Below are 25,962 nucleotides of genomic sequence, written 5' to 3' on the forward strand. Positions count from 1 at the left end.
TCATCTCCAATACGTAATTGTCCGCCCTTGATTTAACATTTCTCTGATCTTTGTTTGTGTCATATCCGATTGATTCTGGAGCTCTTGTGATAGCTGTTCCAATGTTTTAACTGTTTCATCACTTCGTGAAACTTGGATTCTAGGCAATATTTTCCCACGAACGATTTGGTCAAATTTTAAATGAGAGTTTACCGCACTTCCGTAATAGCCAATTTGGTCTAAGGCTCTGCGGTTCAACCTGGCCCCTAATTTATCCAACCACGGATTGAGTTTTTCTGCATTTCGCCTGCAGTTCTCATCCATCACAGTTACTGTTAGATCTTTCTCCACATCAACAGAAATCAACTCAGATACTTTTATCTTTTCCAACTCTTCTATTAAATTTTTCTCATTCTCTGAATGGCGTAAATTAATCACAAAGCTTCGGTCAATGACCTTTGGGCTTAACCCTTTTACCGTATGATCCATGTTCATCGTACCAACAAACCTTACGTTACTTGGAATTTCAAATTCCGCGGGATATCGATGGCATAAATCAAAACAATTTTGCAATCTCCATTTTTCGGAATCGCTCTGTATTTGTTCCCATTTCTCTTCATTAAGAAACTCAAGTCCGTTTTCATCTACAGTGATATAAGGTTTAATCCTTTTATAAGCCAACTCTTGAAAATATTTGGAGTAAAGGGTAATCTTAGGGTTTTCCTCTTCCCTGGCGCTCAAAAACTCCGCGAAATAATACTCCACATGGGACAAGTTCATCTCATCTAAGCAAATCAAATACAAAGATTTTGGATTTTCCCTTGCTTCTACTAACGCATCTAAAAATTCAGTGGACACATATTGATAGTCGATCGGATTAAAGAAACCCAGTATATCTTGCTTATCCGTCCAGCTAGACTGAACTCTTATCGTGTATGTCTTTGCTCCCTTAATGATTTTAGAAAAGCCTCTTACTAGGCTGGACTTGCCTGTTCCACTTGGGCCATGCAAAATAATCAGCTGATTTGTCTTTAAAGCACCTACAAAGCATTCAATAACATCACGTTCATACTGAAGATTGCATTGAGTATGCAAAGCACCCCGTATTATGTCAATAATGTCTTCTTGCTTACTCCATTGAATAGTTTTTGAATTACTTAAATCGATATGATCCTTTCTCTCGAATATCGATAGAGGCGGTAAAAGACGGAAACGCTCAAACTGGGACAGCAACTCACTTTCATATTCCTTTAGTTGTTGTTCCTTATCGTTTAACTCTTGCTCTCTCTTTTTGTTCATCTCTTCTTTATTTCTCATTTCTTCTTCTTGCTTTTGAAGGATTTCCCACCGCTGTTGAATCTCATCTTGCTTATCTTGATATGCTCTTTCAAATTCATATAGTATAATATGAGATAATTTTTCTAATGATCCAAACTGCTCCGAGAGTTTCTCTACAATTCTATCTCCAAGAGATTCCATTAACCTTGTTTCAAAAGAGGCCCCTTTCACAGAGTCTCTCCTGATCGATATCATCTCCTTCATCCGTCTCTCTCTATTTCTTTCTCCTTGTAGCATCTCAATTTTTAGTGCCTTAGGAGTTGCGATAACAATATCTCCTTTTTCAAATGATTTTGTGTTATTCACCAATACAAAGGATGCATTCCATTCTTCATCTTCAAACGGTAAAGTAAAAGGAGACAATATATCAGGATTTAATACTTCTCCAAAAAACAGCTTTTTTTCATTTTGGATATTAATTACATCCGTTATTTTTAAAATCAATCTGTTATTCAATCCCTCTGGAGATTGGCAAAATTCCTTATAAAATTGATCGGCCTTTTCCTGCGTCCAGTTAATCGGTGCTCCTAATTCATTCAGAATAGTATTTAGCAGCTGTTGCAACTGTTTGGTTTGTTTCCCCGCCAAAACCGTCTTCTCCTTTCTCGCTTTTTTCAACGTTGTTTTTAATGATGCTTTATCCATCAACGCAAAAGGCTTTGCCACAATCCATATTAAGAGTTATACGCGTTTTCAAACCGTTCTATTTGATCTTGGACAGAATTTGAAAAATACAGGATTCCATACAAATATTTATAATTCACCATCTGACTGGACAGTAACAGCGCCAACATCTTAAATATATTGGAAATACAAAACATAAGAGCTCCTATATTTTTTCAGGCTCATTTACTGGCAAATCTCCAAAAAGACTGTCAAACCATTCATCACTTTTCGGATCTTCCTCTTTCTGGTTGATTAGCGCAGCTGTATCGCTTTCTTGGCGTTTCTCATTTTGCTGATCGTTCATCATCTGTTCATAAATATCGACTTTACGCCGTAAAATATCGAGCTCATTTTCATAGTGGTTTCTTTCCTGTTCAAACTCTTGTAGTGATTTCTCTAGTTGGGATTGCAGCTGTTGAATGGTTTCTTCTAACTGGGCAACGCGTTCCTCATATGTTTGTTGTATTTTTGCTTTTTCCAGTTTCCAACGGTTTTCTGACCATTCTTCTATTTCCTTTGTTAACTTACTCATTTGCCTACTTTTGTTTTCTACTTCCTGCTGCAATGCTTTGTTTTTCTTTGTCAGCTCTTCTACCTGTCCCCTCAGTTTTCCTACTTCCTGGCCGAGCTGTCCAGCCTCCTTTTGCTTTTGAATTACTTTTTGCTGCTCTACCTCAAGTTTTTTCGCAAGCTTTGCCGCTTCTTTCATCTGTTTTGCTAACTGATTTTCCTTGGAATTGAGCTGATCTGTCACCGCACTTAGCTGCTTATGCAATTGCTCTACTTCCTTTTGCTTTTCCTCATATTGCTCCTTAAAGCTTTCGTTTTTTGCCCGGTCCCGGACATTTGTCAGCAAACGAATAATATTTGTCAGCTCTTTATAGAGTGCATCCTCCTTCTCTTCCTTTTTTTCCTCTCGTTTTACATTAAAAGAAGGAGGGAGTTGGATTCCTGTCTCCTCTTCAAATTTTTCCCCATATAGCTGAAAGACTTCTAAAATGCGATGATGTAACTGCTCATGGAAGCGGAGCCAATTAATATATGTACTGTAGCCCATCTCTTCTTCTTGAACAAGCTCATAAAGATAATCGGTCTTCTCTTCTAAAGATAAGGAATGAAAGTCCGTAAATTGTTCCTCCAACATTTGCAATACCTTATAATTAAGGTTAGCAAAAAAGTTATACAATAGATAATTGCTGCTAATGTGCGGACTGACTTCACGGATTAGCTCTTGTTTGGTCACTTCTCTTTTTTTCAATTTCAATACGGTTAAATTCGTTTTAGCAAGCAATTGCTTTTCATCTTCAAACGCATCGCATAACTGTTCCAGATCGAGATTGACAAGCAGACATGCGTCTAAATACTGTTTATCAATCCCTTCTACTTCTATATACTTTAGTCTTCGTAACGATTTTTTTGTTTTACTTTTCGCCATATTTTCCTCCCCCTTTTTTTCAATCGTTATTTGACGAAAATATAAAGAAGGCAGGGAAACGTGGTGTTTCCCGTTTATTTAAGAGTAGTACGATTTTTTCTTAATCCTCGTTTGTACTAACCCCACCCAAACGTTTCGGCAATCTATTCAGCATTTGTTCAATCTCCCTTTTTACTGCGATATCCGTTTCTCGATTTTTTGCCTCATACACCACTGATAACGGCAACAATTTATTTTTCGTGCTGTTAGCAAATTTAATAATCAATCGATAAATCTCTAAACGCACAGGGGCACTGGGCTGCTGATCGAGCTTCGCTTGCAAATATTTGCCGACTTGCGACGGTAAACGGTTTGGTTTTTGCAGTGCAGCTAAAATAATAATCGCTCCGCGGTCTTCCATCTCCACCATTTTTTCCGCCATATATAGATGGTATTTTTCACTCAACAAACCAGCCATTCCGCTTAAAGCATGCTGCTCTTGCGCATCGCCATGGATAAGAAGATGGAGGAACTCATCCATCGCCTGTGGATCCCCAAGACTAATTAATGCATATAATGCCTCAGCGCGGATCGAAGCATCGTTTACATACGGACGAATTTGCGGAATCTGGTCTTTTGTTCCACAGGAAGCTAACGCCTTCAAGCAAGCACCTTTTATTTTTTTACTTTCATCCGATTGCAAATGGGCGAGAAGCAAGGCAGCAAAGTTTTGATCGCGAGTATGGGCAATTCCTTCGATAATCGCTGCTTTTTTCTCGGTAAACTTGCCCAATGCCTCGTTTAGTTTTTGGGCAACGATCGGCTTGCGAATGCCGCCTAGCAATTGGCACGCGCGTCGGATGCGATATGGGTCCGTTTCTTTCTCTATAATTTCCATCAAAATTGGAATCGCCTCGTGTTTAAAGGAGCGAATTCCCGTCGTATAAATAGGGCGGATTTGCCGTAAGTTACAAGCGATCAGTGCTTCGAACAAGTCGTGGATGACTGATGGTTTTAACAAAGAAAACTGCCTTGCAATCTGAATCGATTTTTCAATGGTTTCTGTACGGGCCGGATCAATGCGATCGATAAGCTGAATCAAGGGCTGAATCACGGAAGAATCCCGCATTTCCAGCAGCGCTTCAAAACAGTACGGAAACAGTTCGGCATCCTCTGCATGCTTCAAAATCAGCGGGATCACCTCACGCTCCTGAATAAGTCCGGCCGTGCGAATGGCTAATTCCAAATGCTGACGGTTCGTCGCATGTTCTAGCACTCCCTTAATCATAATTCTTCCTTTTAAATTTAATAACGTTAAGCGGCTAAGTAGTTCCGCCAACAATGCTCTTTTTTCCGGCTTTCGATAAAACATGCGGACTTCGCGAAAAATCAAACCAACCGCATCTACCCCAGCCTGCTCGATCTGTTTCATCGCCAGCTGGATTGCTTGTTCGTTATCACTTTTGGCGATCACCTCTATCTCTTTTAACAGTGGCTGCAACTTCGCAGGAAGAGAAGAAAAACTCAAATCGATATGCATAACTCCTCCACGGTTGCTCGTCACCCTCTTTTTTGTTTCTTCCCCAACTACCTCCGGCCCGCCAATATCCGCAAACAAATCCACATCTTGATCCTCATTCAGCTGTTGGGCCTGCTTCATCAATACTTCCTCAATCTGTTTTTCATCATACTTCGGCTTTCTTAATGCCGACATATCCTCTGCCAAACGCTCTAATTCCTGTGCTCTTTTCCGATTCTTCTCTTGCATCACTTCAAAAAGATTAAACATATAAACCCCTTCCCCCATTCTTTCACTATTTCAAATTATCTTGTATATCGCGAATTTGTCGTTTCTTATTGTCGTCGTATTCAGGAATACCAAAGTTGACATGAATTTTTTGCGTTTCATCTTCCGTCAGCCATGCGCTGACACTGACATTTCGGTCTCGGTCCACTTCTAGATGAATAGTAAGTGGCGAGCCTACTTTCACTGGTTTGGAGAATTTTAATGCCGCATTTTGCAAAAATTTCCGTTCCATCGCTTTTGGATCGTCTGCGGTAAACAGTTCCAGCTCCATTTCTGTGACGTAGTCGCTATATTCAGCACCGGTGACATAAAAACGGTTCGTAAATGTTTTTTGAAACGGCACTTCCGTATATTTCTCTATTAACGTAACCGGCTCCCCTTCAACGACGTCAATATAGATGTTTTGCGGCATCGTTGTTTCTGTTTTGCCTACTTCATCGACATGGGCAAGGCGAATGTTGCTGCGATTGTAATGGTAAATCGCTGCCCCTCTCGATACGGCATACATCGAATTGACTGGCATTAACGGAACGATACGGCCTCCAAATAATTGATAAATGCGCTCTTGCACTGTCGGATAATACGTCATTCCTCCTACTAAAAACACATAGTCTATATCAGAAAGTGTTAACGGAACGCGCGCATCCTTAATCGCATTACGAATCGGATATTCGATGCATTTCTTTTCCTCGCGTGCATATTGGGCATCCAACAATGGACGAATGGCTTCATCGATTTCCGCTTTGGTAATGTGCAAACTAACCCGAAGTTCTTCAGGCACATTGGCCATTAGTTGCGTAAAATGATAAGAATCTAGCTCTCTTTTCTGTTCGTCAGAAAGTTCCACATAACTTTTTCCGTTCATATTCATTTGCAGCGTCATATTAATTTTGTTCGCAATTTGAACTTTTGCTTCTTCTGCCATGGCAAGCAACGACTCTCTAATTTGCAAGCGCACGTGTTGCGGCAATGCTTGAAACTGCTGTTTTGTGAGATGTTTTTCTTCCATCACCTTATGTAGCCACTTATCCATCAGCTTTTTCATAATTAGTTCATCAAAATCGGCCCCACCAAGTTCGGTATATTGGGAGATAGAAAGCTCGGTAATATCAAAGCCGCCATTTTCATTACGGCTCACCCGGTGAATCGTGACATCACATGTTCCGCCCCCAAGGTCGAACACTAAAATATTTTTAGGGCCACTATTTAAATCAAAAGCACTATGTTTTTCAGATGTTTGCTTTTCCTGGTTGAGAAAATCAATTAATGCTGCTGTCGGCTCGGGAATCATAATGATTTTATCCCGGTCAAATCCTGCTAATACCGCTGCCTCCCTTGTCGCCCCCTGTTGCTGGAAGTTAAAGTTAGCCGGAATGGTGATGACAGCCCCATCAATTTTCTGATTTAAAAACCGCTTTTCCACCGCATTTTTGGCCGCTTTTAAGTAAAATGACGATACCTCTGACGGAGTGAAATACTGCCCATTTGCCATCTTCCAACGATATTTTTTGTCTTCTCCGATGTAACGTTTTGCCTTGCTTGCGGTAAATTGCGGCTCCATCCACGCCATTTTTTTCGCATAGCGGCCTACATAAGGAACGGAATTTTCATCGATGTAAAGCACGCTTGGAAGCAGTTCCTCCTCAATAAAATTCCCATACTCATCCACTTGGCTGATACCCAATGTTTCCGCATGCAGTTTGCCAGTTGGGCTCAAGTAAGCAATCGATACCGTTGTATTCGTCGTTCCTAGGTCAATGCCGACATAATATTCTAACTTTCTCATGATTTACTCTCTCCCCGTATTATTCTTTATTCCGCGACTTCTTCTACCAATGGCTGCACAATGACTTGGCCATAAATCATCCAACCATAGCGGGTAATTTTTACACGCACTTCATTTGTCGAACTAGCGATTGGATGGAGCATCATAAACCGCTCCCGTAACTCTTGCCTTGTGATCGTCAATTCCTGCCCAATTTCATATCCGTAAGCCGTCGGTTCTAAGCCAAACAGGCTGAACGCATTAAACAAATTCACTAAACGTCCCCTTGTAATCTCAGAATCTACTGCGGTCGCCCCTTGACTTTCCTCATATAATTCGGAAAGCAAATAATGATGCTGATTCCCGCCAACAGCCTGTACAAACTGTTTGAACCGCTTCCATTCGATCTCTGCTTGCTGTTGTTTGATCTGCTCGATTTCCATATAAAGACGTTCATTTTCTTCTCTTAGTTGTGCAATCACCTCCTCATTGTCTGCGCCTACCGCATTTGCTAGTCTACTAGCATCCGCAAGCCGCTGTTCTAATGCCCGCAAACTCTCTTTGATCCGCGCGGAAAACTCGTCCACTTCCCTTGTTAGCTGCTGTATCGTTTCCTGATCAGTCAATGAAGAGGAAATAGCTACTTCCGTCTCACTCGCTATCCTCTCCTCTATCTCTTCTGCCTCCACTGTTTCCACTGGCTGTAATTCTTCCTGTTCCCCTGCTTTTGCCGCTTCGAGTCGCTCGATCTCCACCAAAGAAGCTTCTTCCACAAGCAGATGTTTGGCTTTCCCGCTTACGTTGCGGAGGAAATTAGCAATAACCTCCTTATCCTCTTTTTCTTTTAAAATTGGAATGATAATGCTGAGCATTCCTTTATGGAAAACTAGTTCATCCGGCGAAAAAGCTTGGCCATACTGATGCATCATTTTGTAGTCTGCTGAATCATCCTTTCTCGTCATCAATAAAGACCGCAGCGCCCTCATCACTTCTTTTCTGACATGAACCTCTTTGAACAACGAAGGGAGAACCGTTTCCGCCAACGAAAATATATCTCTCTGTCGATCGACAAATTGGATTGCAGTTCGAACAAACAATTGCACAAATAACTGTGGATTCCCTTGCGTATAAATCTCATAAGAAGGAAAATTGCCGCTGCACAATGCATGAAACGCCCTTCTCATCATGTCATGTCGAATTGGCAGATGGTCCAACATCGCCCGAACCACAAACTTGTCAATAGCTGGCTGAAACTGCTCATTCCACTCTTTCACCACTAGATCGGCTACATCGCTGTTTTGCTCGTTCGGATGCTCAAAAATGACCTTTTCTACAACCGCTTGCAATTTCCATAAAAATCGACTTCGCTTTGCGAACGTATCCAGCTCATATTGTTGCAGCTGTCGCTCAAGCTCCTCCCGATTAATCCCCTCTTTGTCAACAAACTCCCAAAAATCTCCAGAAAGCCCTTGATACTTCACAAATTGTTCTAACCATTGTGTCGCCATTCCACTACTTCCCCTTTCGAAAATGTATAAATAGTACCGTTTTTCGCGGCTACCACTGGGACAGTCAAATTGTTCCTCAATAAAGAAAAAACAGTGGGATATACAACGCCGTTCGAACGGGGCGCCCTATATTGTTGTTCATGCTCCCCGTGAACTAAAAAAATAACACTTGGATTTAAAGCAATCGCTGTTTTAATAATTTCCTCCCGACTAGCATGGGCGCTTAATCGAATGGAACAAATCTCCGCCCTTACAGGATAAAAGCGCTCGTTCAGTTTCACCGTATCCGTTTGCCCTTGTAACAAAGAATGTCCTGGACTCTCTTCATCTAAATATCCAGAAAAAGCAATCGCATTTTTCGTATCCGCCACTATCTTTTCTGCATAGCGGGAAGAAGCGCTTCCATCTATTAACATTCCCGAGCTAGCTATGATGCAATTTTTCCCTTGATTTAACATTCGTTGTGCAAACTCATCAAATTTGCCGTTTCGATAAAAACTCCTTGCCTCTCGAATTCCTTTATCAAATAGAGAGGAATAACCATTATGAGACAAATAGGAGTCATACACTTGAGAAACTTCAGCCACTAAACCGTCCACATAAACAAAAAACGGCAAAAAACGATGATGGCGAAAATATTCATGTAAAATCAGCATAATTTCTTGAGCGCGCCCAAGCGCAAAGGCAGGAATGAGTATATTCCCACCACGGTCCATTACTTTCTTTATCTGCTTCACCAACAGCTTTTCCTGCTCTTTCCGGCTCATGCAGGCATTCGTCGGCAGGGAGCCATATGTATTTTCCGTAATCAAAATATCCACGTGCAAATCAGGGGGCAGGACCATCCCTTTTACGGTTTTTTGATCCGTAATAGAAAAATCACCTGTATAAAAAATAGAAACGCCTTTTATTTCCAAACATACCGCAACAGCCCCTAAAATATGACCTGCACGATAAAAAGTCACCTTCCATTCGTCATCTTTAGAAGGAATCGTAAACGTATTGCAGGCACATTCAATATGTTCCAATGCCGCCTGTAAATCCGCTTCGGAAAAGCCAATCTCTTCCTCGCTGTGCTGCTTTAGCAAATCCGCCAACATGACACCCATTAATTGCTTCGTTTCTTCCGTAGCGTAAATTGGAATGTTCGGGCACTTTCGGTACAAATATGGAGCTGCCGCACTATGATCCATATGGGCATGGGTAATGATCAGCGCGTCAATATCTTCCCATTTTACATTTAATCGATCTAGGGGGGTATAGTCAGGAAGGACATTCCCTTCACCTAAATGAAATCCGGCGTCTAACAAAATATGATGATCTTCCACCGACACAAGTATAGATGAGCCGCCGATCTTCTCTCCCCCACCTAGCACAGTCACCCTCACCTGATCCAGTAATGGCTTTCTCATGACCACCTTTGCCTTCTCTAATCGATGAAAAATACGGACAGCTTCCTCCAAATCGGCATAGTGAGTAAAATGATGGCGCAATAAATCGTAACTTCCAATCCCGCTAATCATCACAGCCAGTTTCATCGCGAGCCAATGGCCATGGAATTGCTTCACCTTCTCGGCTTCCTGAAGGGAAATAGCTTCACCGACGATGAGCTTGCCATAAATGATATAAAGAAACTGTTTCTCTGCTAAAAATGGATGAACAAAGGTTTGCTGACAAAACTGTCGCAACTCCTCTTTTGTAATCTTCCGCTGATACATTTTTTGCGCGGTCAAAAAAAAGCTCCAATTTTCTTCACAAAGATGTAAGGCCAAATCCCGCAATGCATCATTCTCCCACCATTCCTCCAACAAATCCAGCTTTACGGAACAGACAAACAATTCATTCGCCTTTTCTGACACATCAAGCTGCAAGAACAACAGCTTACGCAAATGAAAACGGGCCTGCGGGAAATTTTCCGCCTCCATCTCCAAAACAACAAGGAACAGAACGACATCCATATAGATATCTTGGTATTCCGCGCTTTCGGTAAAAAGCTGTTCTGTTATCTCATAAAGCTGCGTTGTTTCCATGTAAACATGTTCGCCCTGTTTCCATAAATGTTGCAGTATAGGCAAACAAACTCTTGGCTGCCTGCAAACCCCAAACTGATCGTATATATACCAAAGTTCTTCCGTACCCCCATCCACTTGTTCCCATGCTTCGATGAACGGTGGGACGAACTTTTCCAACTCCCCTCCTTTTTCTAATGCTTCTTTTGCCAACTGCAATACCTTTTGGAAATTCCCTATTCTATGAAAATATTGCATTAAAGCATATAGCATATCTAACGTGATATGTTCCTCTTTTGCCAGTTCTTCGTAATAAAAAGCCGCTTCCGCAAACCGATGGCGATTCTCTAAAAAAACCGCCTTATGAAAAAGTTCCTTGCTTCTACTCATACTTTTGTCACCTAATTTTCTATTTTTTTCATCTGAACAAGTACATTTTAATTAATACAATCAGATGATTTTGTCGAAATTAGTCATATTAGCGAACTTTTTGATATATATTTTTTATTTAAACAGCCTATATAGAGTGAACACATCGACCGAAAAAATCGATCCGCTAAAAGAAGCTTCTCACTGTTTCGCGGTGAGAAGCTTTCTAACAAATCACTATTCGATCCGCTTTTTCATTTCACCTGGTACTGGCAACGCAACTGACATGAACAACGCACTCGCCACCAAATGAATGATTCTAAACGACCACAATTCAACGAGCCATGCGCCCTTTTACCCGATTACCTCATCAAATGGGGAGAAAAGTAAAGCATCTTGGCCCGTCTCTTCATCTTTATACCAATATAACAGCACCCGCCGCGTAACAAATTGGAGCATCCTGCTTACTACATTCCATACAGCTTCTACCGCCTTTAATGCAAATCCTAATAGCTTAAATCTCCACAGCAAAAATATCGCGATCGCTATGATCACTAAAATTAGCAGACAGCCTACGCATCCTCCTACATCCGAATCACCTAATGCCCCGAACAGCAATATCAATACAAGTAATACGATTGCTCCGACGATATAAATCACCGAATATCATCCCTTATTATTTTGATAATGTCGCCTAGTATTCCCGTCTCTACCATTTGCCGATTTCCGCATATACCACATCGATAATATGATCCGTTTCTTTCATGAATCCACGAAATCCTCTTCCACAAAATCAAACTTCCATTTATACAGAGATACGAACGCTCCATTCGTATTTCTAGTCGGTCCTTGTTTATTTCTTTTCTCCGATGCATGACGACAAATTTGTGTTATTTCGCTTCTCAAGTGAGTTAATTCTTCCTTTGTTAAAGGATTTATCTGATCGATGGCTAATTTTAGAAACAATTGTTCATAGTTAAACTCCCAGTAGAAATGGACTAGTTTTTGAAACAGTTCTTTTCTCAGCCATCCATGTTCCAAGTTCATGAGCGGGTTATTGCTGGCGCTGTAAACCTCCCACTCATTCGCCCGCTTGGAATGGTGTTTTAAGTCGTCGTATAAATAATGAAAGAGTGAGAACCATAGGCGATATCCGCGTTTTCGCCAGTAGTTTTCATCCTTTAGATTTGTTGCTGATTTTAATGTTTCCACCACTGTTTGTTTTCGAATCTCTTCTTGCTTAAGCGAATCCATCCAATCTGTAGATATGTAATGATCTACCAGCAATCCTTGGAAAGCTTCTATAATATCTGGCAGTTTGAGCACATAAAAATGTCGGTGATTCGGAATCATACATACTTGTGCGGAACCGAAGATAAATAGTAAAAACAGAGCATCGTCTTCTTTACATTGGTGGTGATGTAAAAAATCGCTATATGTTCCCTCTAACTGCTCTAATTCTGGAATCGAGTCCACTTTCATCTCCATCACGATATACTTGCGATTCCCATCAGCCAGCTGTATCTCTACTACTAAGTCGATTTTTCTTCTCCGGCCAAAAGCATATTCGAGATGACATACGATACGCTCGATTTCATCGACCGCAAACGGCATCGGTTTGTTACATTTTGCGTATATCCGTTCCAATACTTTTCCTTTTTCTTGCATCGCCACTGTAGAATGATCCGAATCCAATATCCACTTAATAACCCCGGTATGCACCCGTTCAAATTGGTAGCCAATGACCTCGACGAAATTGAGATCTGACTTTTTCCCTAATTCAATACCATTGTTTCTCCCCCCAATGAAAAAACACAGCTATTCCGCATGAAAACATGATCCATTTCTATAAAATGCCTTTAATGCTATTCCCCAGTCGCCAATTGTTCCTGCGCCTTAGCCGTTAGCATCAAATAAGAAACGTTTTTCCCATCTTCCAACCGCTTCACCTTCTCCGTCCATGGAAGAAGGTAAAGCAATCCCAGTTTAAACGCGATTCTGGGTCGACCATTTTTTGGCGCATGCCATCTTCATAAGCGATTAACTTACGGATTGCATTCATCATGGCCGTTTTACTGAGAAACACTTCTTTGTCCTTCGATGTCAGACGTACAAAAATTCCCTCATCAGAAAACGACACGACTTGAAACGTTTCTTTTCCTTTAAATGTAGATACGATTTTCCCTTCGTAAAGCTCCTCCAACAGCGCTACCCACATTTGTTCCGGGAATCGCTGCTAATTCATTTTTCTATCCTCCATATTTTGCTATATTGACACCAATCCTTTTATTTCGACGCCTATCCACTCCACTCCTTTTCCTTCCATAACATTTTTATGAAAATATACCTACGATATATGTACTACTCCCTAACTCTCTTGCCACCAACCGTTAAGCAAAAACCACACCGTCGCCACTACGCACAGCACTATCAATCAAATATATACAGAATATTCAGTTATTTATACACATAAATAAATCAGCCACCCTCCGCAACAAGGGTGGCCGGTCTTTCTTAACCTTTCCGCTGATGCCATTTCCACGCGCTTTCGATGATTTGTTCCAACGAATATCCCGCTTTCCAGCCGAGTTCCTTATAAATCTTCTCCAAGGAGGCAACAAGGCGCGCTGGGGAGTCCGGGCAGCGGTCGGTTTATTCAATGAAGGCTTTGTGGCCGGTTACTTTTTCATCTATTTCAATGACTTCATTGACAGAATAGCCTTCGACAAATGACAGGCACTCATAGCTCTTGCGGTCGATCCTAAGACACTTAGAAAAAAGACGAGAAAAGTAAAGGAATCAGAGCTGTTTAGTCCCGATTCCTCCTGCTTAACCGATTTTATACTGTCTACTTTTCAGATCACATGCACAGGCACTGATCCCATGACACCCGCCATCCTGTCCTAAATAAAGAATAAACGAGCCGTTCCTAATTGAAAGAAAGGCTCGCTTTACAGGCCAACACACATTAAACAACGCGAAATTCATTTAAAACTAGTGAATTTGTTGATTGATCATATGAAAGTTGATATTTATCGGTATATATTTCCTTATAAGATCAATGTCCCTCTTCTTGTAGTCCATAATAACGATGCCAGTAATGACATCGTCTTCTTCAGAAAATCTAATAAACAGGCCAGGAGCTGCTTCATTATCGTACGATACTTTTGGTTCGCCCAAATAAATATAAAGGACATCGTGATCATAGTCATAGGAGTATTTAACGTTTTCCTGTAGATTTTGGACGAACATAAATCGCACCTCCTGTTTCCTGATTTAACCTACTTTCAGTCCTATATCCGTGAACATTACGAGGTGGCCATGTCCCGGGAAGGAATTCAGAAACTCTTGCATCGAATGAGACTGTCTTGGATCCGCCCCACCTATACCTTAGCCAAAGGTGACGCCGAACAACAGCAGGCGTTTGAAAAACAAATGGAGCTGATAAAAAACTAATCACTCCCGATATGATTCTTTTGTATGTCGATGAAACGCACATCCGGTCGTATCAAATCCTGCGAACTACTTGGTCGGAAGTGGGTCAACAAAAGCAAGCGCCCACCTATGGCCACCATGCCCACATTTCGCTTTTTGGAGCCGTGAATGTGCTCAATTGGATTTCTTGAGAATCCTCAAAAGCCATTATCCTGACAAATTGATTGTACTCGTGCTCGACAATGCCCGCATCCACCATGCCAAAATGGTCAAAGAGTTCTTGCGTCAAGAGGGGGAATCGTTTCACTTGATCTTTCTACCCCCGTATTCCCCGCAACTCAATCCGATCGAACGCTTGTGGAAATGGCTCAAAGAGACAGTCATGCGAATGTGTTTCATAAAGATCAAATAGATATTGATCGAGCCATTACCCGGTTTATGGAATATATTGATCAACAACCGGAAGAGGTGCTTCGACGCTTGGGGTGTGCTGTGTGATGCAAAGGTTAACTTTTCAAGGTGCATTTATATAGTTGCGCTGACCGAGTGTGTGCCGCACTCGTTCTTTTTCATTGTACGTTTTTCTTATCATTATTTAATTTCTATCATCTCGGTCATCCGCGTGGTGTGACAGGAACTGGGCCTTTTCCTTATTCAACAAATAAAGGCGTTCACGCAGTTGCTTATAAAGAAGTGGGCCCTCTATTTGTGTTTTTTTCGGAACCCCTTTTAACGAAAACGGAACACTCATATACTTTTCTGGATACAAGCTAAGTTCGCGTCTAAATGCATCTCTTGGCTCCGAACCGACTAATATGACAAGTTGAGGGTTTAATAAATGTATTTCTTCTATTAACAGTTCCTTGCACTTTTTCATATCCCGAGTCCCTCTATGATTAGCTATCCTGGCAAAGTCAGTCACATATGATCTTTCTGCAATATCCCTCGTTATACCTAAATTTCGAACAAGCGAATCATAATTTTGGGTGTTGGGCCAATAGCGATCAAAAAACGATTGATAAGGTTGTATATCTTCAAAAATCCAAAAACAAGAAAGGACGGTCATACTAAGCTTCTCTTCTTTCTGCAAGGAACCCTTAAATACAAAGAAATACTCTGCCTTACCTTGCTCAATGACCTCGCGCCCAATAAACGGCAAATCCACACTTCGGGCAATATCGTCCCTCTTAAAAGGCCAATAATTCCGAGATGGATCCATTGCTTTTTTATAATGCTGGAAATACGTTTCATAAAAATCCACTAAATATTTTAACTCAGGGACTTGTTTCAAATCCGACACTATATTAAAAGGCAACGTTCCTATTAATTGTGGCTCACTATAAATTCCAAAACTCGAATGTATTTCAGCCAATCGATGAGCTAGCATCATACATCCCCCATCATTCACAAAAATTTCGAACAAAGAAACAGCGACAGAAACAATCGAAAGCTTATAAGTCCTATCTCAAACTAATCAGCCGAGGAAGCAGGCTGTAACAAATTCCACTCGCACTAAACCCGAACATTTGCCAATTGAATCGCTAACACCTCCAACTCATCGGCACATACAATCTTTTCCTTAAAACGGCTTGGCAGTTGGCGATATCCGACTTCCAATCCTTTCAATCCCCCCGCAATGGCCGCAATCGTATCGCTATCCTCTCCCATATTCGCCGCCGAAATGACGACGTCTTCAAACGATTCACAGCGCAACAGCCAGTGAAGAACCCAGCTCATCGTATGCACCACATAGCCATCAGGCGGGCAGGAAGGTTCAACCGTTAAAAGCGGTTCGTATCGCGTATGAACAACTTCTTGCCTAATTGCCGCCGGTAGCTTTTCCCCATGCAACAGCCGAGAAGCAATGCGATTATAAATAAGGCACGCTTCCGCCGCTTGATCATCATGATGTGTCATATTCGAATGAAGGACCGTGACTTCCTCTATCTTTTCCTGATCCGCATACGCCAGCGCAATTGGCAGACAGCGCATTAACGACCCGTTCCCCGCGCATTTGCCATCGAGCTTCTGGCAAGCCCGATAAGCAGCATCAAACCAATCGCCAGCATACAACGAAAACACGGTGCGGATGATGTTGCCGACATCCGGGGGGATTGGTCTTATACCACTTCAAAAACTCCTCGCCAATCGCGGCAATCGGGTTTTCCTTATTCCGAATGATTCCTTTTGCCACCGCAATCGTCATCGCCGTATCGTCCGTCACTTCCCCAGGCAGTAAATCAAGCCAACCGCCGCCGATGATGTCCGTCACTTTTCCGTACGTGCCGCGAATTTCCTCGGCACTCATAAACTCCGTCGTCGCCCCGAGCGCATCACCGATCGCGACGCCGAACAGCCCTCCTTTGATTCGGTCAAGCATTCCTTTACCCCCTTAGTTTTCCATATTCGCCAAACGCACAATCACGCCTTTCCAACGTTCCTCCTCCTTACATGGATAACTCTACTATCGACAATGGTGTTTTTAGTAAATTCCATCCGCTATACTAGCCTATTTTATCTTTAATAATCATTAAAACCTCGATCGTTGTTATGCACAGGATCCGGTACATTTAAATCTCCTTGAAGTTTTCTTAACTTGGCAGTGTGTTGAGCGATCGCACTAGCACTACGATTAACAATTTTGCTCAATCGTTCATGTTTCTTGATAAGATCTGCAATTTCCCTGTCTTTTTTTTGTGGAAAAAGATCCAAATAGCGGTAAATACAAAGATTCTCTTCCCTTGTCCACGGTGACCGTCCTTGCGATGCATGACCATTCGATCCCATTTCCGTATCACCTTCCGATCTGTCATTGCCGTCATTTGACGCACGGCCAAGTATGGGATACAAGTAACGCTCCGTAACTTGCTGGTAATAATTTAACATCGATTCCCCATCTTGAAACCCATATCCTGCCTGAGGAAACGGGAGAAGAAGAATATGTAAATCTTTATACCTTAGGTGGACAGTCGCGTGATACGATGATAAATTTTTGGAGGCATCGGCCTTTATATCTAACGAAGAGAAGTCACGTTCTTCAAGTTGGAACATTTCCTTCAACACTGTTTTCTTCACTCCGTTAGCTCCTCCTAGACATAAAATTACCTTAGCTTTTGAAGAGACAAACGCGTTTTTTAACAATACCATCCTTCTCTTCACATCTTCGGTAAAATTGCTGAAGTCCGTTTTTATTTCTTCCTTTATATCCGGGTTGTTAAATGCTTTTAGATATGGATTTCCTATAGAATGATCCGGCCAAATTTCACTATATTCCGTCGGCCATACCCGTTCTGACGGCCGAGGGAGAGGACGCCAATCACTTAAGCACGTTTGAAATCCCTCTCTTTTTGTAAACAATTCATTTAAAATATAAAGTTGAATCGTTTCTTTAAGCTTAGGACATTTATTATATGTTTGAAACAAATTACTAACACTATCCCTTCCCCACTCTAAAGCAAGGCAAATTCGGGCCACCATAGATAAAAAGGTGCCTTTTGTGTAAAACTTATCTTCGACTTCCTCCCCATATTGCTCCCGCAAGTAACGAGCGATTTTGTCCTCCTTACCCGATTCCCAAAACCCTCCGCTCGGATTATCTTTGTTAACACAATCCTCATACTTACCCGCTTCGTTTTTTCCATAATAGCGAATGCGCGCCTCTACATTCTCCTCGATTCCATAACCGCCTGTCCCTTCCTCGTTACCAAACACGATAATGTCCGCCTCAGGAAAATTTCCATACCCAATAAACGATAATAACTGCTGATATTTTTCACGTGTCAACTTCCATTCCATCGTGATCCCTCTTTTGTATCAAGTTTGAAAAAGAAGAAAAATTACCCTTTATGATTTCGATAGCAGTTCTCTATATTCCTTTTAGACAGATGATTTTGGTCAATATCTTCCCGTGACTGTACACTGTTCCTATTTAACTGTTCAAATATATACTGAATATTTCGATTACTTAAATTAAAAAACAACCAGCCGCCCCACGACGAGGGCGGCCTGTCTTCCTTATCCTTTCCGCTGATGCCATTTCCATGCGCTTGCGATAATGTCTTCCAATGAATACTCCGCTTTCCAGCCCAACTCTTCGTAAATTTTTTGCGATGACGCGACAAGTCGCGCCGGATCGCCCGGGCGGCGGTCGGTGTATTCAATGACGGCTTTACGTCCCGTTACTTTTTCGCACGTTTCAATCACTTCTTTGACGGAATAACCTAAGCCGTTGCCAAGGTTGTAAATAGCGGTTTTCTTTTTGTCTGACAATAAGGCTTCGAGCGCTAAAATATGCGCTTTCGCTAAGTCGGTAACATGGATATAGTCGCGAATACATGTCCCATCCGGTGTGCCATAGTCCGTACCAAAGACAGAAATTTTGTCGCGCTGGCCTAACAAGTGCTGTAAGACAATCGGAATTAAATGCGTTTCCGGGTTATGGTCTTCGCCAATCTCTGCTGACTCATGCGCCCCAGCTGCATTAAAGTAGCGAAGGACGACATAGTTGAGCCCATACGCCGAAGCAAAGTCTGCTAAAATGTGCTCAATCATTAACTTCGAACGGCCATATGGGTTAATCGGATTGGTTGGGCAATCTTCCGTAATCAATTCGACATTTGGAATGCCATACGTTGCCGCGGTTGAGGAGAAAATAAAGTTTTTCACATTATATTTCAGCATCGTTTCTAATAAGGTTAACGTCGCCGCCACATTGTTTTGATAATATTTGAGCGGATGAACGACCGATTCGCCGACTAAGCTGTTCGCCGCAAAATGCATCACAGCTTTAATCGGGTATTTTTCAAAAATCGGTTCCAAATCGGCCCGGTTCCCTAAATCTCCTTGAATAAACACCGCACGGTCATCGACTAAATAGCGATGACCCGTCGATAAGTTATCAAGCACGATGACTTGCTCTTTTTCAACTAACTCTTTCACTAAATGACTGCCGATATAACCGGCGCCGCCGACAACGAGAATCATAGACAATCCCCCAGATTATAAGTTAACGATTTGATGAACAGTACTCATGACGGTATGTTCTAATTCACTAAGTAATTTTTCTCTTTCTTCTAACGAAGTTCCTTTGACTCCAAAATAAAACTTCGCTTTCGGCTCTGTACCTGACGGGCGTAAACAGAACCACGAACCATTGGCGAGATGGTACTTCAAGACGTTCGAACGCGGCAAGTCAATCGTTTGTTCTTCCCCTGTCGCGACAATGGTACGCCTGCTTGTTAAATAGTCTTCAATCGCGACAACCTCCACCCCAGCGATTTCTTTCGGCGGTTCTTTGCGGAAGGTTGCTAGAATGTTTGCGATTTGCTTGGCACCATCTTTTCCTTTTAACGTCAACGAGCGTAATGATTCTTTGTAGTAACCGTATTTTTCAAAAATCTCTAATAACCCTTCATATAATGTTTTTCCTTTTGACTTATAATACGCCGCGACCTCTGCCGCAAAAATAGCGGATTGCACCGCGTCTTTGTCGCGGACAAAGTCGCCGATTAAATAGCCATAGCTTTCTTCATAACCAAATTGGAACGTGTATTGTTTTGTTTGTTCAAATTCGTTAATCTTCTCACCGATAAATTTAAAGCCCGTTAACGTATCGATCGTCGGCAATCCATAATGTTCGGCAATCGCGCGGCCGATGTCAGATGTTACAATTGTTTTCACAACGACGCCATTTTCCGGCAAGATGCCTTTTGCTTTCTTTTGCGATAATAAATATTCCACCATTAACGCGCCCATTTGGTTGCCCGTTAAGACAACATATTGTCCGTCAAGGTTTTTCACCGCGACGCCAAGGCGGTCGGCGTCCGGGTCTGTCGCCATTAAAATATCCGCTCCTATTTCTTCTCCGTATTTGATCGCCAATGCAAACGCCGCATGTTCTTCCGGGTTTGGCGAAGCAACGGTTGAAAAGTTCGGGTCAGGCAGCTCTTGTTCCTTAACGACGGTAACGTTTTCAAAACCAAATGCTTTTAACCCGGCGCGGACGAGCTTATTGGCTGTACCGTGCAACGGAGAAAAGACAATTTTTAAATCTTTCGCCACTTTCGCAACGAGTTCCGGATTTAATTGAATCGTTTTTAATTGCTGAATGTAAGCTTCATCGATTTCTTCACCGATATAGGTAAGCAAGCCGTTTTCAAGAAGTTCTTTCTCCTCGGCCACTTCCACCGTCAATTCATTTTCGACCGCATTGACGTATTGAATAATCGTATCTGCCGCAGCCGGCGGGATTTGTCCGCCATCTTCTCCATACACTTTAAACCCGTTATACTCCGGCGGATTATGGCTGGCGGTAATAACTACGCCCGCAAAAGCGCCGAGATAACGAACAGCAAATGACAGCTCTGGCGTTGGCCGAAGCTCTTTAAATAAGTAAGCTTTAATCCCATGCTTCCCAACCGTCTTTGCCACTTCTAACGCAAACTCCGGCGACTTATGGCGGGAATCATAGGCAATGACAACACCGCGTGCTTTCGCTTCTTCGCCTCGTTCAACAATATAACGCGCCAATCCCTCCGATGCTTTTCGGATCGTGTAAATGTTCATTCGGTTTGTACCAGGGCCAATCTCCCCGCGCATCCCGCCTGTGCCGAACTCTAAGTTTTTATAAAAGCTATCTTCAAGTGCTTTCTCATTATTTTGCATAGCAAGCAATTGTTGTTTTAACTCTGCATCTAACGCTGGATAGGAAAGCCATTTTTCTACTGTTGCTTTATATGTCATCTTTCTGTCCCCCCTTGTTGTTTACGGATGTGACACAATCATTTGCACGTTTCCGTTAATTCGAAACGTTCCAAGTTGATAAGGAAGAATAAAATGGTCTCCTTTCCGAATCTCCCATTCTCCTTCTTCCGTTCCAATCGTTCCTTCACCGTCAATGACACTGACAAGCATAAATGGTTTATCTTGTTCTAACTCTAGTTGATGATGAACATCCCATTTATAAACGGTAAAATACTCACTTTCAACAAATGTCGTAATTGTCGCGCCTGCCGTTTTTACAACCGCTGGCTCTACTTTTTCTTGCACATGCGGCACGGTCGTGACATCAATTGCTTTCTCTAAATGCAATTCACGTAAATTACCGTCTTTGTCGCGACGGTCGTAGTCATAGACGCGATATGTCGTGTCAGAGCTTTGCTGTGTCTCGAGAATCAACAAACCGGAACATAACGCATGAATCGTGCCGCTTGGGACATAAAAAAAGTCGCCTGGTTTCACTTTGACGCGACGCAATAACTTGTCCCATTGGCCCTTTTCAATCATTTCGACAAGCTCTTCTTTTGTACTTGCATTATGTCCAAAAATAATTTCCGCATCTTCTTCACAATCAATGACATACCAACATTCCGTCTTGCCTAATTCCCCATTTTCATATATACGGGCATATTCATCATGTGGATGAACTTGAACCGATAAATCTTCATTTGCATCTAAAATTTTTGTTAATAACGGAAAACGGTCACTGTCATAATGACCGAACAGTTCACGGTGTTCATCCCATAACTCTCCTAGCGTCATCCCCTCAAACTCTCCAAAGCGAACAACACTTTGCCCGTTTGGATGCGCGGAAATCGCCCAACACTCCCCCGTTCGCTCAGAAGGAATGTCATATCCGTACAAATCCCGCAATTTCGTTCCGCCCCAAATGCGTTCTTGAAAAATAGGACGTAAGAAAATCGGTTGTTTCATCATTGTAAAACCCTTTCATTTTTATTTCTTAACACGTGCAAAATTTCTTTTGAAATGATATCTGCTTGATTGACAAGAAAATCACCATCATGTTTATGTTGACTCTGCAACTCATTGATGAATTCTTCGTTAATGACAAGCTGACGTAATTCATCCCATGTAATTGTCTTGCATAAATGATTTGCCTTTAAAAATGAAATCGTATTTTGATCTTCTTTCATTGTCTGGCGATCTAAAATCAATAATGGTTTACGATTACATACTGCTTCGCTGACGATTCCCCAACCTGGCTTTGAAATAACGAAATCCGCTGCGGCAATATAATGTTGCGATTCGATGTAGTCTTTTGGAATGGAAAAAACGTTTGGCCTTTGCACTTGAACGTTGGATGAAACGATAAACGTACAATTAGGACTATCCCAAATCGGTAGACGTTCTAGTTGTCCGACATCGATTTTCATCCCAAGTCCGAAGAACACAACGAATTTCTCACCAGTTGGATCCACAAGTTCCCTTATCCGATTAACTTCTTTGCTGTCTACGTTTCTTGCAAAAAAGCCAAACTGCTTTGTTCTTTTCATCGCCCAATCCGACTCTTTGCTTCCGGCTAAAGAGAAGAAAAACGTCATTTTTTCATAGGACTCTTTTAAAGGCTTAAGGAGCGGGTCAGCAATTAATCCTTGATACGCTGTATGCCAAGTAAAATTGGATATACCAAGTGAAGGAGTTCCTAGCGTATACGCTGCTTCAAACGGAAAAGCGGAAATATCCGAAATAACGAAATTTACCCTATTTGTCTGTAAAAAATCTCGTTCTTGTTCGATTAGGAAATTCCACTTTTGCAGATATTTTTTATATTCAACATTTAATTTTTCGATATCCGGCTCAATCGAGTCTTTTTGCAACACATAACCAATATCCGTTTCAATTGTGCGGAATGTTACGCGATTCTCGTCCTTCAAAGACTCTCGTAAAAAGTGAAGGGCAAAAGAGTGACAAATAATAACCTTCACGTCTTTCTCCATGGCCAACAAATGACGAATGAGCGCAACACTTCTTGCCGCATGCCCGAAACCATAATCAGAAATGTAATAAGCAATCGTCTTCATCGATTTAACCAAGCCTCTCTATTTTTTACATAAAAAAACACAGGGAGAGCGCAATTTTGCCCTCCCCCCTTCAAAATTAAGAAATCACTTTTGCTTTTGATTTTTGGAAGTGACGAATGACATCGTCCCAATTAAAATAAAGCCGTACAAAATCTTCATCACTAATACCAGAACCTGTTTGCACTTCAATAAACTCTAATTCTGTAATCGCCCGAATACCATGTTTTCGCCCTGCTGGAAGATGGATAATATCTCCCGCTTTCACGCGGGTGATATGTTCATCTAACGCTAGTTCTCCTTCACCGCGAACAATTGTCCATACTTCGTCTCGTAAATGGTGATAGTGGTAGCTTGAGTTTTTCCCTGCATGAATACAAATACGCTTTGTGACCATTTCTTGGCCATCTTCATACTTCGCATAATCTAAAACACGCGACCAGCCCCAAATCCGCTCTTCATACATTGGCGGCTGATGAAAACCGTTCATTAAATCTTTAATTTTCGGACTGGAAGCTTTATCGGCCACCAAGATTCCATCTGGACTTGCTGCCACAACAAGGTCTTTTGTACCAATCACCGTCACAGGAATGTCTAATTCATTCACCAAATGGGTATTCACCACATCTTCCGCTAATACGCCTTTCCCAATTTGCTTCGTTGCCATTTCTTCTGTCAGAGTATTCCATGTACCGAGATCTTTCCAATAACCATCATACGGAAGCACAACAATATGATTCGCTTTTTCGACTACCTCGTAGTCAAAACTAATTTTCGGCAACGTGCTGTATTGGCTGGAAAGTTGATCAAAATGAAGTGGAATACCTTTCTCCATTAGAAGATTGACTAAATATTTTAATTTAAACGCAAATACACCGCAGTTCCAAAAAGCGTTCATCGCAATTAACGTCTGCGCCTTTTCTTCACTTGGCTTTTCTGTAAAATGATTCACCACAAAATACTCGTGCCCCTCCGCCTTCTCCCGCGGAACGATGTATCCGTATTTAGAAGAAGGATACGTCGGTTTTACACCAATTAACGCCAACTCTGCATTCGAATGCTCAAGAACACTTTCTAATTCTTTCACTCTTTGAAAAAAAGAATCTTCTACATACGGATCCACCGGTAACACAACGACCGTTTCATCCTCTGACACATTCTCGATCGTATATAAAAAAGAAGCCGCAAGCGCTATCGCTGGAAACGTATCGCGGCGCTCCGGCTCAATAATCAATGGTACATCCGTCCCTAGTTGGCGATGAATCATATCACGCTGCATTTTCGATGTCGCAATGACCGCGGACTCGGTCAGCCCAACAGCTTCTAACTGCCCCCAAACGCGCTGTACCATCGACTGTTTCTCGCCATTCTTTCCTTCTAACACTTTCAAAAACTGCTTCGAGCGCGTATCATTCGACAAAGGCCAGAGGCGCTTGCCAGATCCGCCAGATAAAAGGACTAGTTTCATTTATAACCCTCCATAATAAAAAAATCAGATCTTAAACGATCTGATCTTTGCATTCATTATTAAACTGTTTGGAACTGATAATTATAAATTGGTTTGCGGCCAATCGAATGGTATTCGATAGGATATTGCTGCACTTCATTTATGCTATAACAATTCCGTCCGTCAAAAACAATCGGTTGTTTCATTTTTTGAACGTATATATTTAAATCTAATTCCTTAATTTGTGACCATTCAGTAAGAATAAACACCATATCTGCATTTTCAAGTGCGTCCTCAATAGATTCCGTGTATATTACCTCTTGTGGTAAGACCTTCTTTGCATTTTCAACCGCAACTGGGTCGTAAGCGACAACTTTTGCTCCTTCAGCAATTAGCTCTTTCGAAATCACAATCGAAGCTGCTTCACGCATATCATCTGTATTCGGTTTAAAGGCTAAACCTAATAAAGCGATTCTCTTACCAGTTAGGCTTCCAAAACGTTCTCTTGCTTTATCAATTAAAATGCGTTGCTGATGATTATTTACTTTAATCACTGCTTTTAGCAATTCGAAATTATGGTCAAGATTCGCCGCAATTTGCGTCAAAGCTTTTGTATCTTTTGGGAAACAAGAGCCGCCATAGCCAATTCCCGCATTTAAAAACATAGAGCCGATGCGCTTATCCATTCCCATACCTCTAGCTACGCTTTCCACATCGGCTCCTAATTTTTCACATATATTCGCAATTTCGTTAATAAAACTAATCTTCGTCGCTAAAAAGGCATTCGAAGCATATTTAATCATTTCCGCACTTTTAATGTCCGTTTTAAAAATTGGAATGCCAAAAGGTTTGTTAATTTCTTCAATCACCTTTGCCGCTTCTTCGCTATCGGCACCAATGACAATCCGATCACCATGGAACGTATCATACACAGAAGAACCTTCCCGCAAAAACTCTGGATTTGACACCACTTCCACATTGATATGCTTAGGAACTAAAGAAATTAACAACTCTTTTATATAATGGTTGGTTCCAACTGGTACTGTACTTTTCGTCACAACAATGATATCCTTTGTAATATTTGCCGCAATGTCTCGAACCGCTTGTTCGATATACGACAAATTAGCAGAGCCATCCTCTTTCTCAGGAGTACCAACAGCAATATAAATCACATCGACATCTCTAAAACCTTCTTGATGGCTTGTTGTAAAAAATAAACGCCCGGCTTGAATGTTCTCCTTCATTAACTCTTCAAGTCCAGGCTCATAAATAGGTGAAATACCTTGACGCATTTTTTCTACCTTTGTTTCATCGATATCAATACATGTCACATAATGACCAATATGAGATAAAGAAACGCCGGTGACTAAACCGACGTAGCCAGTTCCAACAACCGAGATTTTCATTAA

General features: G+C 41.7%; 20 protein-coding genes and 2 pseudogenes. 2 read left to right on the forward strand and 20 right to left on the reverse strand.

Annotation, left to right across the window (positions count from 1 at the left end):
• The 11 genes and pseudogenes from B0I26_RS06615 to B0I26_RS06665 form a co-directional block, all read right to left on the reverse strand.
• On the reverse strand, positions 1–1,983 hold the full coding sequence (locus tag B0I26_RS06615; protein ID WP_111644678.1) for an McrB family protein: 1,983 nt from the start codon (positions 1,981–1,983) through the stop codon (positions 1–3).
• A 163-nt stretch (positions 1,984–2,146) separates the two neighbouring features.
• Positions 2,147–3,418, reverse strand: a complete 1,272-nt coding sequence (locus tag B0I26_RS06620; RefSeq protein ID WP_111644679.1) for a coiled-coil domain-containing protein — start codon at positions 3,416–3,418, stop codon at positions 2,147–2,149.
• A gap of 100 nt (positions 3,419–3,518) precedes the next feature.
• Positions 3,519–5,186, reverse strand: a complete 1,668-nt coding sequence (locus tag B0I26_RS06625) for a HEAT repeat domain-containing protein (protein WP_181502762.1) — start codon at positions 5,184–5,186, stop codon at positions 3,519–3,521.
• A 25-nt stretch (positions 5,187–5,211) separates the two neighbouring features.
• Positions 5,212–6,990 (reverse strand): Hsp70 family protein, encoded by a 1,779-nt coding sequence (locus B0I26_RS06630; RefSeq protein ID WP_111644681.1) that lies wholly within the window; start codon positions 6,988–6,990, stop codon positions 5,212–5,214.
• A 26-nt stretch (positions 6,991–7,016) separates the two neighbouring features.
• Positions 7,017–8,477: an alanine--tRNA ligase gene (locus B0I26_RS06635; protein WP_111644682.1), complete on the reverse strand. Its 1,461-nt coding sequence runs from the start codon at positions 8,475–8,477 to the stop codon at positions 7,017–7,019.
• A complete protein-coding gene (locus B0I26_RS06640) occupies positions 8,459–10,876 on the reverse strand; it encodes an MBL fold metallo-hydrolase (RefSeq protein WP_111644683.1) in 2,418 nt (805 codons plus the stop codon). Before B0I26_RS06640 ends, B0I26_RS06635 begins: the two co-directional genes overlap by 19 nt.
• A gap of 333 nt (positions 10,877–11,209) precedes the next feature.
• Positions 11,210–11,515: a hypothetical protein gene (locus B0I26_RS06645; RefSeq protein WP_111644684.1), complete on the reverse strand. Its 306-nt coding sequence runs from the start codon at positions 11,513–11,515 to the stop codon at positions 11,210–11,212.
• Positions 11,516–11,617: 102 nt separating this feature from the next.
• Entirely contained in the window at positions 11,618–12,550 is a 933-nt protein-coding gene (locus B0I26_RS06650; RefSeq protein WP_111644685.1) for a hypothetical protein, read from the reverse strand.
• 250 nt (positions 12,551–12,800) lie between these two features.
• Entirely contained in the window at positions 12,801–13,058 is a 258-nt protein-coding gene (locus B0I26_RS06655) for a hypothetical protein (RefSeq protein WP_146612798.1), read from the reverse strand.
• A gap of 311 nt (positions 13,059–13,369) precedes the next feature.
• Positions 13,370–13,576: pseudogene (locus B0I26_RS18525) on the reverse strand (UDP-glucose 4-epimerase GalE); the annotation flags it as partial.
• 273 nt (positions 13,577–13,849) lie between these two features.
• On the reverse strand, positions 13,850–14,107 hold the full coding sequence (locus B0I26_RS06665; protein ID WP_111644687.1) for a DUF2283 domain-containing protein: 258 nt from the start codon (positions 14,105–14,107) through the stop codon (positions 13,850–13,852).
• A 69-nt stretch (positions 14,108–14,176) separates the two neighbouring features.
• Here B0I26_RS06665 and B0I26_RS06670 point away from each other — a divergent pair, with 69 nt between their 5' ends.
• Positions 14,177–14,311, forward strand: coding sequence for a winged helix-turn-helix domain-containing protein (locus B0I26_RS06670; RefSeq protein WP_245934725.1), 135 nt, complete (start codon positions 14,177–14,179; stop codon positions 14,309–14,311).
• Between the two features lie 211 nt (positions 14,312–14,522).
• The gene (locus B0I26_RS06680) at positions 14,523–14,702 is read left to right on the forward strand and encodes a transposase (protein ID WP_245934729.1); all 180 of its coding nucleotides are present in this window, start codon (positions 14,523–14,525) and stop codon (positions 14,700–14,702) included.
• Positions 14,703–14,885: 183 nt separating this feature from the next.
• Here the strand turns inward: B0I26_RS06680 and B0I26_RS06690 are convergent, their stop codons facing one another.
• The 9 genes and pseudogenes from B0I26_RS06690 to B0I26_RS06730 form a co-directional block, all read right to left on the reverse strand.
• The gene (locus B0I26_RS06690; protein ID WP_111644690.1) at positions 14,886–15,680 is read right to left on the reverse strand and encodes a uracil-DNA glycosylase family protein; all 795 of its coding nucleotides are present in this window, start codon (positions 15,678–15,680) and stop codon (positions 14,886–14,888) included.
• Between the two features lie 122 nt (positions 15,681–15,802).
• Positions 15,803–16,670 (reverse strand): annotated as a pseudogene (locus B0I26_RS06695) (ADP-ribosylglycohydrolase family protein).
• Positions 16,671–16,810: 140 nt separating this feature from the next.
• Positions 16,811–18,085 carry a hypothetical protein gene (locus B0I26_RS06700; protein WP_111644691.1) on the reverse strand — a complete coding sequence of 425 codons (1,275 nt, stop codon included), beginning with the start codon at positions 18,083–18,085 and terminating at the stop codon, positions 16,811–16,813.
• A gap of 219 nt (positions 18,086–18,304) precedes the next feature.
• Positions 18,305–19,273, reverse strand: a complete 969-nt coding sequence (gene galE, locus B0I26_RS06705; protein ID WP_111644692.1) for a UDP-glucose 4-epimerase GalE — start codon at positions 19,271–19,273, stop codon at positions 18,305–18,307.
• Between the two features lie 15 nt (positions 19,274–19,288).
• Positions 19,289–21,031, reverse strand: coding sequence for a phospho-sugar mutase (locus B0I26_RS06710; protein WP_111644693.1), 1,743 nt, complete (start codon positions 21,029–21,031; stop codon positions 19,289–19,291).
• A 21-nt stretch (positions 21,032–21,052) separates the two neighbouring features.
• Positions 21,053–22,003, reverse strand: a complete 951-nt coding sequence (gene manA, locus B0I26_RS06715; RefSeq protein WP_111644694.1) for a mannose-6-phosphate isomerase, class I — start codon at positions 22,001–22,003, stop codon at positions 21,053–21,055.
• A complete protein-coding gene (locus B0I26_RS06720; protein ID WP_111644695.1) occupies positions 22,000–23,109 on the reverse strand; it encodes a hypothetical protein in 1,110 nt (369 codons plus the stop codon). Before B0I26_RS06720 ends, manA begins: the two co-directional genes overlap by 4 nt.
• Before the next feature lie 76 nt (positions 23,110–23,185).
• A complete protein-coding gene (locus tag B0I26_RS06725) occupies positions 23,186–24,574 on the reverse strand; it encodes a sugar phosphate nucleotidyltransferase (protein ID WP_111644696.1) in 1,389 nt (462 codons plus the stop codon).
• A gap of 59 nt (positions 24,575–24,633) precedes the next feature.
• A complete protein-coding gene (locus B0I26_RS06730) occupies positions 24,634–25,959 on the reverse strand; it encodes a UDP-glucose dehydrogenase family protein (RefSeq protein ID WP_111644697.1) in 1,326 nt (441 codons plus the stop codon).
• Between the last annotated feature and the right edge of the window lie 3 nt (positions 25,960–25,962).

It is taken from the genome of Paranoxybacillus vitaminiphilus (assembly GCF_003259935.1).
GTDB lineage: Bacteria > Bacillota > Bacilli > Bacillales > Anoxybacillaceae > Paranoxybacillus > Paranoxybacillus vitaminiphilus.

Excerpts from the sequence above, each read along its gene's own strand:
- B0I26_RS06620 (WP_111644679.1), bottom strand. The coding sequence starts at position 3,418 with ATGGCGAAAAGTAAAACAAAAAAATCGTTACGAAGACTAAAGTATATA.
- B0I26_RS06625 (WP_181502762.1), bottom strand. The coding sequence starts at position 5,186 with ATGTTTAATCTTTTTGAAGTGATGCAAGAGAAGAATCGGAAAAGAGCA.
- B0I26_RS06630 (WP_111644681.1), bottom strand. The coding sequence starts at position 6,990 with ATGAGAAAGTTAGAATATTATGTCGGCATTGACCTAGGAACGACGAAT.
- B0I26_RS06635 (WP_111644682.1), bottom strand. The coding sequence starts at position 8,477 with ATGGCGACACAATGGTTAGAACAATTTGTGAAGTATCAAGGGCTTTCT.
- B0I26_RS06640 (WP_111644683.1), bottom strand. The coding sequence starts at position 10,876 with ATGAGTAGAAGCAAGGAACTTTTTCATAAGGCGGTTTTTTTAGAGAAT.
- B0I26_RS06665 (WP_111644687.1), bottom strand. The coding sequence starts at position 14,107 with ATGTTCGTCCAAAATCTACAGGAAAACGTTAAATACTCCTATGACTAT.
- B0I26_RS06670 (WP_245934725.1), top strand. The coding sequence starts at position 14,177 with ATGTCCCGGGAAGGAATTCAGAAACTCTTGCATCGAATGAGACTGTCT.
- B0I26_RS06690 (WP_111644690.1), bottom strand. The coding sequence starts at position 15,680 with ATGATGCTAGCTCATCGATTGGCTGAAATACATTCGAGTTTTGGAATT.
- B0I26_RS06700 (WP_111644691.1), bottom strand. The coding sequence starts at position 18,085 with ATGGAATGGAAGTTGACACGTGAAAAATATCAGCAGTTATTATCGTTT.
- galE (WP_111644692.1), bottom strand. The coding sequence starts at position 19,273 with ATGATTCTCGTTGTCGGCGGCGCCGGTTATATCGGCAGTCATTTAGTG.
- B0I26_RS06710 (WP_111644693.1), bottom strand. The coding sequence starts at position 21,031 with ATGACATATAAAGCAACAGTAGAAAAATGGCTTTCCTATCCAGCGTTA.
- manA (WP_111644694.1), bottom strand. The coding sequence starts at position 22,003 with ATGATGAAACAACCGATTTTCTTACGTCCTATTTTTCAAGAACGCATT.
- B0I26_RS06720 (WP_111644695.1), bottom strand. The coding sequence starts at position 23,109 with ATGAAGACGATTGCTTATTACATTTCTGATTATGGTTTCGGGCATGCG.
- B0I26_RS06725 (WP_111644696.1), bottom strand. The coding sequence starts at position 24,574 with ATGAAACTAGTCCTTTTATCTGGCGGATCTGGCAAGCGCCTCTGGCCT.
- B0I26_RS06730 (WP_111644697.1), bottom strand. The coding sequence starts at position 25,959 with ATGAAAATCTCGGTTGTTGGAACTGGCTACGTCGGTTTAGTCACCGGC.